This window comes from Halomonas sp. AOP43-D1-4 (assembly GCF_052446175.1).
Taxonomy (GTDB): domain Bacteria; phylum Pseudomonadota; class Gammaproteobacteria; order Pseudomonadales; family Halomonadaceae; genus Vreelandella; species Vreelandella citrativorans.
Map to the genome: position 1 here is coordinate 71,624 of NZ_JBQSVY010000014.1, position 11,963 is coordinate 83,586.

Below are 11,963 nucleotides of genomic sequence, written 5' to 3' on the forward strand. Positions count from 1 at the left end.
AGAAAACAGCCTAGTACATGATGGCTAGGCGCTGCCCGGCTTATTCACCGACACGTTTCCCACCAGTGGGCGCGTCAAGGTTTGCGCCATGATGACGCCCGCCAGAATCAGAAGTCCACCGGTAAAGTGGAAGCCTGCCACTTGCTCGCCCAGCATCGCCATGGCAATCAGTGCGCTGAACAGAGGCATCAGGTTGATAAAAATGCTCGCCTGGTTAGCGCCAATTTGGCGGACCGCGCGCATCCATAAAAATGTGGTAATGACGGAGGCAGGAATGCCTGCATAGAGAATAAGCCCAATGTTTTGGCTATTTACAGGCGTCATTGGCCCCATCAAATAGGGTGGCAGCAAAAACAGTACCGCAAAACATACCTGAGCATAGAGCATTACCCAAGGCGGTAAGTTCATTTTCCAACGCTTTAGCATAACGCCGTAGAGCGCGTAGCAGCTGGCTGCCACCACCATTAGCGCATCGCCATGGGCAACCTCAAGCTGAAGAAGCGATAAGGGATTACCGCGGCCCAGCAACACGGTGACGCCGATAAAGGCCAGCACGCCGCCCATAACGCCGCCCTGGGTTGGCGGTTCACGCAGGATAAGCGCACTCAGCAACACGGTCAAAAGCGGCACCATCGCAGCTAGAATACCCATGTTGGTAGCCGTTGTGGTTTCCGCTGCAACATAGGCCAGCCCTTGCCATAGCCCCATACCTAAAAGACCCAGTAAGGCGAGTTTCGGCCAGTTGCGGCGTATTTCCGCACGATGACGAAGCACGGCCGGAAGCACGAAGGGCGTCATCACCGCTAGCGCCAACAGCCAGCGTAAAAAAGCGATACTGCTCGGCGCAATCGCGCCTACGGTCAACTGATTAATGGTCATGTTGCCCGACCAGATCAGCACGGTGGCTAGTGGTGGCAAAAAGTAAATCAACGGCATAGCGGTTTTCCTTATCGTTAGCCGAATAATGTTACGTGCTTTAACGCAATGAGCAAGACTGAGAAGCGATGGCTCTGGATCTCCCTGGTAAGTCGTAAAGGGCTGTACGACGGCGTTTGGATGTCATACGCTTGTTTGAATAACGCCAAGGAGAACCGTGATGACCCGTGCGCCCGCTTACCCACATCTTTTCCAGCCAATTACGATTGGCCATCTAACGCTGCCCAACCGCATTTTAATGGGCTCCATGCATACCAACCTGGAAGAGACGCCCAATGGGTTTGCAAGGTTGGCGGCTTTTTATGCTGAGCGTGCACGGGCCGGGGTAAGTTTAATCGTCACTGGGGGGATTGCGCCAAACCCGGAAGGTGCGGTGTTTCAGGGCGCCAACGCGCTAACCGATGAGACCCAGTTGGCAGAGCATCGCCAAGTGGTGGAGGCTGTTCACGCGGAAGGCGGGCATTTGTGCATGCAGATTCTCCATGCGGGGCGCTACGCCTACTCGCCTGAATTGGTGGCGCCCTCGGCAATTCAGGCACCCATTAATCCATTTACTCCCCGTGAACTAAGTAGTGACGACGTTGAACAGCAAATTGCCGACTACGTGCGCTGTGCGTCTCTGGCGCAAGAGGCGGGTTATGACGGCGTCGAAATAATGGGTTCGGAAGGCTATCTGATTAATCAGTTTATTTGCCAGCGGACCAACCAGCGCAGCGATGCCTGGGGCGGTAGTTTTGAGCATCGCATGCGCTTTCCGCTGGAAATTGTTAAACGCATTCGAGCGGCAGTGGGCGAGCGCTTTGTGGTGATTTTTCGCCTGTCGATGATTGACCTGGTGGAAGACGGCAGCACATGGCAAGAGATCGTCACGCTTGGCCAGGCGGTGGAAGCCGCGGGTGCCGATATCATTAATACCGGAATTGGCTGGCATGAAGCGCGGGTGCCCACCATTGTCACCAGCGTGCCACGTGCGGCCTTTACCGAAGTGACCCGGCGAGTAAAAGCAGCGCTTTCGGTGCCGCTGATCACCACCAACCGGATTAATATGCCAGAGATTGCCGAACAGGTGCTGTCCGAAGGCCACGCCGATATGGTGTCCATGGCGCGGCCGTTTTTGGCAGACCCGGAGTGGGTACGTAAAGCCGAAGCGGGGCAGGCCGATGAAATCAATACCTGTATTGCCTGTAACCAGGCCTGCCTGGACCACACCTTTGCAGGCAAGCTAACCTCTTGTTTGGTTAACCCGCGCGCCTGCCATGAAACCGAACTTGTGATTGAGCCCGCCACCACGCCTAAACGCGTGGCCGTGGTGGGCGGTGGGCCAGCGGGGCTTGCCACGGCCGTTACCGCCGCCAGCCGGGGCCATCACGTCGTGCTGTTTGAGCAGCGTGACACGCTGGGCGGGCAGTTTAATTACGCGCGCCGGATTCCTGGCAAAGAGGAGTTTAACGAAACCCTACGCTACTACCGCGTCATGCTGGAAAAGTACGCGGTAGAGGTCCGCTTGAACACCCGTGCCACTCCAGAAGCGCTGGCTGAGTTTGACGATATTATCATCGCCAGCGGCGTACGCCCGCGCACGCTGTCGCTGCCCGGCGCTGAACACCCCAGTGTGCTGAGCTATGCCGATGCCATTGAATCCCCCGAGCGGGTAGGTCGCCGGGTTGCCGTTATCGGGGCAGGCGGTATTGGTTTTGACGTTTCCGAGCTTTTGGCCCATGAAGAGCATCCGGCCCTTGATGTTGATACCTGGTGCGACGAGTGGGGCGTTGACTTGGCCGTTAGCGAACGCGGCGGTTTAAAAGCCCCTGTGGCGCCCGCTGTCTCACGTGACATTGTCATGCTACAGCGTAAAACCTCTAAGCCTGGCAAGTACTTGGGTAAAACCACTGGCTGGGTACACCGGGCTTCGCTAAAGGCGCGCGGTGTTTCAACCTTAACGGGCTGCGAGTATCTTAAAATTGATGAAGATGGGCTGCATATTCGCCGCGATGGCGAGGACAGCGTGCTGGGTGTGGATACGGTGGTGGTATGCGCGGGGCAGGAGTCAGTGCGTGATTTAGTGGCGCCGCTTGAAGCGCTCGGTAAACCGATTCATATCATTGGCGGTGCCGATGAGGCGGCAGAGCTTGACGCCAAGCGCGCTATTGATCAGGGAATGCGCTTGGCTGCCCAGCTTTAACCGCGTTGATAGTGGCGGGTGACGCTCGTCCATAAATGACGATAGACTGACTGATCCATCACCTTATTAAGCATAACGTGATGTTAAAGGCGCTAGTGGCACCCAGCTGGCGCTGTAACAATATGAGGTATAAGGATAATTGTCATGACGTCGGAGTGTACCCCCCGTTTTTTAGCCAGCGATAACACTTCTGGTATTTGCCCGGAAGCCATGGCGTATCTACTGGACGCTAATCAGGTTGATGACCTGGCGTATGGCAATGACCACTGGACCGAGCGTGCGGCGAACCGCTTTCGTCAAATGTTTGATTACGACTGCGAAGTGTTTTTTGTTTTTAACGGTACTGCGGCTAACTCACTGGCGCTTTCTGCGATGGGGCGCAGTTACCATAGCGTGATTTGTCATGAGCTGGCGCATATTGAAACTGACGAGTGCGGCGGCCCGGAGTTCTTCTCCAATGGCGCCAAGCTGCTGACCTCGCCAGGGGCGAATGGCAAGCTTACCCCTGAGGGGATTGAGGCGCTGGTGACGCGGCGTAGCGATATTCACTACCCAAAACCTAAAGTGGTTTCGCTGACCCAGGCGACCGAAGTAGGAACGGTATATACCCGTGAAGAACTGCTGGCCATTCGCGCGATTGCCGATAAGCATGATTTGCGCCTACACATGGATGGCGCCCGCTTTGCCAATGCCTGTGCCAGCTTGAATGCTACGCCTGCCGAGCTGACCTGGCAGGTAGGCGTTGATGCACTGTGTTTTTCTGGGACTAAAAATGGCTTGGCGATGGGCGAGGCGATTTTGTTCTTTAATCGCGAGCTGGCAGAAGATTTTTCGTATCGCTGTAAGCAGGCAGGTCAGTTGGCATCCAAAATGCGCTATATATCAGCGCCGTGGCTGGGCCTTTTGGAGAGCGGGGCGTGGCTCACCAATGCTCAACATGCTAACGCAATGGCACAATATTTAACGGAAGGGCTGCAAGCGCTGCCTGGCGTGTCGTTGATGTTTCCTGCTCAGGCAAACAGCGTCTTTGTTGAGTTGCCAGCCCATGCAATTAGCGCCCTAAAAGCCAAGGGGTGGACCTTCTATACGTTTATTGGCGCTGGTGGGGCACGCTTTGTATGTGCCTGGAATACCACCGTTGAATTACTGGATTTACTGATCGCGGATGTCAACGTCGCTCTTGAACAGCACTCTGGGTAGCAAGACTCAGGAGGTTTCAGGCGTATCGCTTTTTGTACCGCCGCTGCACACGCAGCGGCGGTTTTTTGTAGACGCTCAATAAAAAGGCGTGACGCCTGGCCCGCTATGCCAATGTTGATCATTAGTGAATCGTTAAACGTTTCTGATGAAGTGCTTTTTGGTTAAAAGCCTGTTGTATCAATATCCTGCCTTTGAAGTGCGGGAATTTTCTGGCGTATGCCTATGCGTATCACCTGTTAGCGTTGAAGTTTTAGTCATCACATTTTGCTAATGCTGGCTACGCTAATAGAGCGACACCTCGTTCGGCTCACCACGATAAAATATTCATCCGGGTGGTGATTGCTTGGGGATGGCCATAGGAGGGTTTCATGAGCATCTTTGACCACGTTCAAGACCGTTTTGCCCGCGTGCAGCAAGAAGACATGAGTTTGGAAGAGTATCTGGCGCTTTGTCGTCGTGACCCAACGGTTTATGCCAGCGCCGCGGAGCGCATGCTGGACGCCATCGGCGAGCCTGCTGTGATTGATACGGCAAAAGATCCGCGCTTATCGCGTATTTTTTCCAATAAGGTAATACGCCGCTACCCGGTATTTACTGAATTTCATGGTATGGAGGAGGCCATTGAGCAGATAGTGGCTTACTTCCGTCATGCCGCCCAGGGGCTTGAGGAGCGCAAGCAGATTCTCTATCTGCTGGGGCCGGTGGGTGGCGGTAAATCATCACTTGCGGAGCGCTTAAAACTGCTAATGGAGCGTATTCCGTTTTACGCCATTAAAGGCTCACCCGTTTATGAGTCGCCGCTTGGGTTGTTTTCACCTGAAGAGGATGGTGAACTGCTTGAAAAAGAGTATGGGGTTGCGCCGCGCTATCTGAAAAGTGTGATGTCCCCTTGGGCCGCCAAGCGTTTAAAAGAGTACGGCGGCGATATTTCCCAGTTTCGTGTAGTGCGCCTTTATCCTTCGCGGCTGCACCAGATAGCAATCTCTAAAACGGAACCGGGTGACGAGAATAACCAGGATATCTCCTCGTTAGTGGGTAAAGTCGATATCCGCCAGCTTGAGCTTTACTCCCAGGATGACCCGGATGCTTATAGCTTCTCGGGCGGGCTTTGCCGCGCTAACCAAGGGTTAATGGAATTCGTTGAGATGTTTAAGGCGCCGATCAAGGTGCTGCATCCGCTGTTGACTGCCACCCAAGAGGGGAATTACAACCCAACGGAGGGAATGGGCGCCATTCCGTTTGATGGCATTATCCTGGCGCACTCCAACGAATCCGAGTGGCAGGCATTTCGCAATAATCGCAACAACGAGGCCTTTCTTGACCGCGTATATATCGTCAAAGTGCCTTACTGCTTGCGAGTGTCTGAAGAGATCAAAATCTATCAAAAGCTACTGGAAGACTCTTCCCTCAATGCCGCACCCTGCGCACCCGATACGCTGCGCATGCTGGCGCAATTCTCGGTGCTGTCTCGGTTAAAAGTGCCTGAGAACTCCAGTATCTACTCCAAAATGCGCGTGTACGATGGCGAAAATCTAAAAGATACCGACCCGCGTGCCAAATCGATACAAGAGTACCGCGATGCGGCAGGTGTGGACGAAGGTATGCAAGGCCTCTCCACCCGTTTTGCGTTCAAGATTCTTTCCAAGGTATTTAACTTTGACAGCACCGAGGTTGCTGCTAACCCGGTACACCTGCTGTATGTGTTGGAGCAAGCGCTTGAGCGTGAGCAACTGCCCTCTGAAGTATTTGAGCGTTATCTGGGCTTTATTAAAGAATTTTTGGCGCCGCGCTATGTGGAGTTTATTGGCAAAGAGATCCAAACGGCTTATCTCGAATCCTACAGTGAGTATGGGCAGAATATTTTTGATCGCTATGTGACCTATGCCGATTTCTGGATTCAAGACCAGGAGTACCGCGACCCGGATACCGGCGAGCAGTTGAATCGCCAATCGCTTAATGAAGAGCTTGAAAAAATTGAGAAGCCAGCGGGCATTTCCAATCCCAAGGACTTCCGTCATGAAGTGGTGAACTTTGTGCTGCGAGCGCGCGCCCAGAACAACGGCATGAACCCCAGCTGGCAGTCGTATGAGAAGCTTAAGGGGGTTATTGAGCACAAGATGTTTGCTAATACCGAAGAGCTTTTGCCGGTCATCTCGTTTAATGCCAAGGCCTCAACGTCGGACCAGAAAAAACACGAGGACTTCGTCGCTCGGATGGTGGAGCGCGGCTATACCGAGAAGCAGGTGCGCCTGCTTTCCGAGTGGTACCTGCGCGTGCGTAAGTCGCAGTAAGCGCCGGTACTGCAAAGGCCCTTTGGGTTAAGGAGGTCGTATGACCTACTTTATTGATCGAAGACCTAACGCTAAACATAAGAGCGCGGTTAACCGACAGCGCTTTTTGGAGCGCTACCGTCAGCATATCAAGCGCTCAGTTGAAGAGGCGGTTAACCGCCGCTCCATTACCGATATGGAGCGTGGTGAAAACATCTCTATCCCCACCAAGGACATTTCCGAGCCGGTGTTTCAGCATGGCCCCGGCGGGGCGCGCAATATCGTTTCGCCGGGTAATAAAGAGTTTTTACAGGGTGACAGGATTCGCCGCCCCGGTGGCCAAGGCGGCGGAGGCGGTGCGGGTGAAGGGAGCGCTTCTGACCAAGGCGAAGGTAACGATGAGTTTGCGTTTACGCTTAGCCGAGAGGAGTTTTTAGAGTTTGTTTTCGATGGTTTGGAGCTTCCGCACCTGCAGCGTAAGCCGCTTAAATCATTGGAAGAAGTGAAAATGGTGCGCGCAGGCCTTTCCCGGGATGGCGTGCCCTCGCGTATCAGTATTACGCGCTCCATGCGGGAGGCCTACGCCCGCCGTATTGCCATGCGAGCACCGATCAAGCGAGCGCTAAAAGAAGCTGAGCAAGCGCTGGAGGCAGAAGAGCGCAAGGACAGCGTGCTACGTAATCCGGCACGGGTGGCTGAACTGAAAGCTGACATCGAGCGTTTAAAGAAACGCATCGAGGCAGTGCCGTTTATTGATACCTACGATTTGCGTTATCACCAGTTGGCCGCGCAACCTCAGCCCTCAAGCCAGGCGGTAATGTTCTGTGTCATGGATGTTTCAGGCTCCATGACCCAGAACCATAAAGACATTGCGAAGCGGTTTTTTCTGCTGCTTTACCTTTTTTTAGAGAAGCACTACGAAAAGGTCGAGCTGGTGTTTGTCCGCCACCATACTGCCGCAAAAGAAGTGAGTGAGGAGGAGTTCTTTTACTCCCGCGAAACGGGCGGCACCATTGTCTCAAGCGCACTCACGCTGGTGGATAGCATTGTTCAAAAGCGCTATCCCGCCGAGCAGTGGAATTTATACGTGGCCCAGGCATCGGATGGCGACAATTGGGACGATGATTCCAGTACCTGTCGCAATTTGCTGATTAAAAAGCTGATGCCTCAACTTCAGTACTACGCGTATGTAGAAATCACCCCTCACGATCATCAGTCGCTTTGGCATGAGTATCAGAGCGTTGCTGAGCACTTTCCTGAACGCTTTACGATGCGCCAAATTGTCGAAGCCAGTGATATTTATCCTGTTTTTCGTGAGCTGTTTAAACGCCGCTTGAACCAAGCGCGCTAAACGCGTGCGTGTTGAGGAGTGCGCTATGAATGCATCCCAAAAGCCCATTGCGACCGGTTCTGACTGGAGCTTTAGCGTCCTGGAGCGCTTTAACGACAAGCTCGCAGTACTTGCTGATGAGTACCGCCTGGATACGTACCCCAATCAAATGGAAGTCATCACCACCGAGCAGATGATGGATGCCTACGCCAGCGTGGGAATGCCGGTGGGCTACCATCACTGGTCATTTGGTAAGCAGTTTCTGGCCGTTGAGCACGCTTACAAACGCGGCCAAATGGGCCTGGCGTACGAGTTGGTGATTAATTCCAACCCTTGTATTGCCTATTTGATGGAAGAAAACACCCTGATGATGCAGGTGCTGGTTATGGCGCATGCCTGCTATGGGCATAATTCCTTCTTCAAGGGCAATTATCTGTTTCGTACCTGGACCGATGCCGAATCGATCGTTGATTATCTGGTGTTTGCACGTCACTACATTGCCAAATGCGAAGAGCGCCATGGCGTCCATGCGGTTGAGCAACTGTTGGATGCGTGCCACGCACTGCAAAATTACGGCGTTGACCGCTATAAACGACCTTCGCCGATCTCGGCTGAAGAGGAGGCCAAGCGTCAGGATGAGCGGGAAGCCTACCTGCAAACGCAGGTTAATATGCTGTGGCGTACGATTCCTGAGCCGCCTGGCAATGCGTCTTCGCTGCCTGGTAGCCTTAACAGCGACAACGACCCGCTAGGCCTGCACAGCGGCGGAATTTATCCGCCAGAGCCCCAGGAAAACCTGCTCTATTTTATTGAAAAAAATGCCCCGTTATTGGCCCCTTGGCAGCGTGAAATAGTGCGTATTGTGCGTAAGCTGGCACAGTATTTTTACCCCCAGCGCCAAACTCAGGTCATGAATGAAGGGTGGGCATGCTTTTGGCATTACACGTTGATGAACCGCTTGTATGACGAAGGCGATGTTGATGAAGGTCTGATGCTTGAGTTCTTGCAGTCCCACGCCGCTGTCATTAATCAACCTGACTTTGATAGTCCTTACTTCAACGGCATCAATCCGTATGCGTTGGGGTTTGCCATCTTTATGGACATCAAGCGGATATGCGAAGCACCGAACGAGGAGGATTATCAGTGGTTTGCTGATATTGCGGGCACGCCTTGGCGCAGTACGCTTGAGTTTGCTATGCGCAACTTTAAGGATGAGTCGTTTATTCAGCAGTTTCTGTCGCCCAAGGTAATGCGCGACCTTAAGTTGTTTTTAATTGTGGATGATGATCAGGCGGAAACGCTCGAAGTGGCGGCTATTCATAATGAACAGGGCTATCGCCGGGTGCGAGATGCGCTTTCTACTCAGTACGCGCTATCGGTGAAAGAACCAAATATTCAAGTGGTTGAGGCTGATATCCGGGGCGATCGCTCATTAACACTGCACCACGTACAGGACGGTCGCCGCCCCCTTGGGCGTAGTGTCTACCCGGTTATTCGGCATCTGCATGAGCTTTGGGGGTTTCCCGTACGCCTGGTTTCCATGGATGAAGGGCGGGTGACGCATCGCTACCGTTGGCCCATAGAGGAGGAAAGTAAAGACAACCCGTAAATGGTCACAGCTTACCGGTGAGTAATGTATAAAGCCCTGCGTTTGGCAGGGATTTTTAGCAGCCTTACCCCTGAGCCACCCAGGATTGACACCAGCCACCAGGTTCAACGCTATTTTCAGGAAACAGCTGACAGCCTTGATTAGCAGAGGTATAGAACATGCAGTTGTCGCACCGTTCACCTGATGTATAAGCAGGGTGGTCGCTGGCGTCACTCGCCTTTTCAACATAGCTCAGCGCTTGGGCGCTCGGTACGGAAGGGTCAAGGCGAGGTAGCGATTGAGCAAAGGCCGTTTTCGATAAAATACCGATGCCCAAGGGGAGGGTTGCCAGTCCCCATACACTGGTGCGTATAAAATGACGGCGGCTCTGATTAGCCATGGTCTCTCCTTATAGGTCACTCTCATTTGACCCTAAATATCGCGTTGTTATCCGCCCATGCTAACGAATAGATGCGTGGCGCGCGACTTCTTCGTTCAAGGCAAGGATTTAGAGAGATTTCGTGCCCAGGCTGCGGATTTAACCAGGCCTGTTATACTCCACGCTTTGGCGGCTGTTGACGTTTTTCTTGCGTATTACGCCACTAAACAGGTGTAGACGGTGTGAGTAAAATGACGATAGGCCTCGGTATCACTTACATTTTTTTAGTGAGGGCGCTATGCAAAACGCAGTTATTTTAATTAATACCGAAAAAGGCCAGGTTAAAGCAGTAGCAGAGCGTTTAGCGGACGTAGAAGGCATTAGTGAGGTGTACTCCACCTGTGGGCGTTATGACCTGGTAGCCATTGCGCGTACCCCGAATTTTGAAAGCCTGGCTGAGCTGGTGACCGAGCGCCTTAACGAGGTTGAGGGGATCAGCGATACGGAAACGCTTAACGCCATGCAGGTACATTCACGCCACGACCTTGAAACCATGTTTTCACTAGGCTGGTAATGTGGACATAGGCACCGGCCACCGCAATGGCCGCGTGTCATAAGCGGGCGATAAAAATTAGCGTGTGGGGAGTAGGGGAACGTGGGGGTATCGTTTTGGCGCTGGCGTCGAGAGGGGCGACGTCTGGGCGTCGCTTTGCTGTTTGTGGTCGCGGGAGCGGGGTTATGGGAGTTTCAGGAGCGTCAGCATCAGGATGCGTATACCTGGATGGGCGTTCCCACGTGGGAGAGTTTTCATCCCACCACGTTTCACCGCGTATTACGCAATGAGGGCTATTTAGTTGGCTGGTCGGATGTGCGTGTTAACCCGCTGTGGGTGAGTTACCAGCTGGAGGCGGTGCCGGAAGGGACCCAGATTGGCTCACGGCCCAGTTTTCAAGCGGATTGGCGGACCCTCTGGCCGGTAAAAACCGACAGCTATGCCCGGAGTGGCTATGACCGGGGACATATGGCACCTAACTATGCCATTGCCGCAGTGCACGGGCGTGATGCCCAGGTTGATACGTTTTTGATGAGTAACATGACGCCGCAGCGGCCTAATCTAAATCGTCAGCTGTGGCAGCGGTTGGAGGAGTCGGTGATCAATCACTTTGCGCCGCGTTTTGATCGCGTACAGGTGATTACCGGGCCGATATTCCCTGAACATTTTATGGATAATGTGTTTAATCGGGTGGGGTTTGTCGAAGTGCCAGAGGCGTTCTATAAGATTATTGTTGCCCCGCACGATGAGGCACCGCTCGCGCTGGCGTTCATCATGCCCCAGGACGTTCGCGGCAACGAACCGTTAGATGATTACCTGGTCACTATTAATGACATAGAAGCGCGTACCGGGCTTAATTTTTTCCCGGACCTGACACCCGAAATGGAAACCGTGCTGGAAGGTGAGTTGCGTACGCAAGGATGGGCACTGGAGGAGGTCGCACGGCGACCTGGGCGTTTTCAGTAAATCATCAGTGTAGCGATTGGCGGCGAGCATTATATTTTAGCGGGTAGCGCTCTCGTTCAATAAAATGCTCGCCTTGCTGAGGGGCCTTATGCAGGTTATCAGTTAAAGGCGTAATTCAAGCCAAGCCAGAAAGAGCGTCCAATCTGATAGTTACTGGTATTACCTGTGACCCTGTCGAATATATTTTTAATTCTAAAATCAACTGAGGCGTTGTGAATGTTTTTGTTTAAAAAATAATATTTAATATTTGTATCAACGGTCATCAAAGACCCCGTGTTAGTGTCCTCATAGATATCATAAGTGTTGCCCTCGTTGTCTGTATAGCTTTCTCTGGAATCGGTTAAATACTCGTATTTACCGCGATAATTTAAACTGGTATCAGTAATTAAATTGCCGTTAAGCCAGCCCGTTGCCCAGTTCACAGAGGCTTTGAAGGGGGCTGCGAAGTTTTGCCGTGCATCTTGTTCGCGTAGGTCGGCCATAGACATGATTGCATTGCTGTAATAGACGAGCTCATTTTGATCGTCGGCTTCATACGTATAATCAACGGCTCCATTAG

Annotated in this window: 10 protein-coding genes; 7 read left to right on the forward strand and 3 right to left on the reverse strand. The window is 52.9% G+C overall.

Annotated elements, in window-relative coordinates:
• Positions 1 to 24: 24 nt before the first annotated feature.
• On the reverse strand, positions 25 to 936 hold the full coding sequence (locus ACT3RQ_RS14930; protein WP_444640912.1) for a DMT family transporter: 912 nt from the start codon (positions 934 to 936) through the stop codon (positions 25 to 27).
• A gap of 160 nt (positions 937 to 1,096) precedes the next feature.
• Between ACT3RQ_RS14930 and ACT3RQ_RS14935 the strand changes: the two genes are divergently transcribed.
• The 5 genes from ACT3RQ_RS14935 (at position 1,097) to ACT3RQ_RS14955 (ending at position 9,527) form a co-directional block, all read left to right on the forward strand.
• Positions 1,097 to 3,118, forward strand: coding sequence for an FAD-dependent oxidoreductase (locus tag ACT3RQ_RS14935; protein WP_444680804.1), 2,022 nt, complete (start codon positions 1,097 to 1,099; stop codon positions 3,116 to 3,118).
• Positions 3,119 to 3,262: 144 nt separating this feature from the next.
• Positions 3,263 to 4,318, forward strand: coding sequence for a threonine aldolase family protein (locus tag ACT3RQ_RS14940; RefSeq protein WP_444640908.1), 1,056 nt, complete (start codon positions 3,263 to 3,265; stop codon positions 4,316 to 4,318).
• A 368-nt stretch (positions 4,319 to 4,686) separates the two neighbouring features.
• Positions 4,687 to 6,609, forward strand: a complete 1,923-nt coding sequence (locus tag ACT3RQ_RS14945) for a PrkA family serine protein kinase (RefSeq protein WP_444640906.1) — start codon at positions 4,687 to 4,689, stop codon at positions 6,607 to 6,609.
• A 40-nt stretch (positions 6,610 to 6,649) separates the two neighbouring features.
• Complete coding sequence (locus ACT3RQ_RS14950) at positions 6,650 to 7,939, forward strand: YeaH/YhbH family protein (protein WP_444640904.1); 1,290 nt, start codon at positions 6,650 to 6,652, stop codon at positions 7,937 to 7,939.
• A 25-nt stretch (positions 7,940 to 7,964) separates the two neighbouring features.
• Positions 7,965 to 9,527 (forward strand): SpoVR family protein, encoded by a 1,563-nt coding sequence (locus tag ACT3RQ_RS14955; RefSeq protein ID WP_444680805.1) that lies wholly within the window; start codon positions 7,965 to 7,967, stop codon positions 9,525 to 9,527.
• Positions 9,528 to 9,591: 64 nt separating this feature from the next.
• Here ACT3RQ_RS14955 and ACT3RQ_RS14960 read toward each other — a convergent pair whose 3' ends face one another.
• On the reverse strand, positions 9,592 to 9,906 hold the full coding sequence (locus ACT3RQ_RS14960) for a high-potential iron-sulfur protein (RefSeq protein WP_193054993.1): 315 nt from the start codon (positions 9,904 to 9,906) through the stop codon (positions 9,592 to 9,594).
• Positions 9,907 to 10,183: 277 nt separating this feature from the next.
• Here ACT3RQ_RS14960 and ACT3RQ_RS14965 point away from each other — a divergent pair, with 277 nt between their 5' ends.
• Together ACT3RQ_RS14965 and ACT3RQ_RS14970 are read left to right on the forward strand one after the other, a co-directional pair.
• Positions 10,184 to 10,459 (forward strand): Lrp/AsnC family transcriptional regulator, encoded by a 276-nt coding sequence (locus ACT3RQ_RS14965; RefSeq protein ID WP_172116086.1) that lies wholly within the window; start codon positions 10,184 to 10,186, stop codon positions 10,457 to 10,459.
• An 81-nt stretch (positions 10,460 to 10,540) separates the two neighbouring features.
• Positions 10,541 to 11,404 carry a DNA/RNA non-specific endonuclease gene (locus ACT3RQ_RS14970; RefSeq protein ID WP_444640899.1) on the forward strand — a complete coding sequence of 288 codons (864 nt, stop codon included), beginning with the start codon at positions 10,541 to 10,543 and terminating at the stop codon, positions 11,402 to 11,404.
• A 98-nt stretch (positions 11,405 to 11,502) separates the two neighbouring features.
• Here the strand turns inward: ACT3RQ_RS14970 and ACT3RQ_RS14975 are convergent.
• Positions 11,503 to 11,963 (reverse strand): hypothetical protein (locus ACT3RQ_RS14975; RefSeq protein WP_444680806.1); only part of this gene is annotated, 461 nt, incomplete at its 5' end.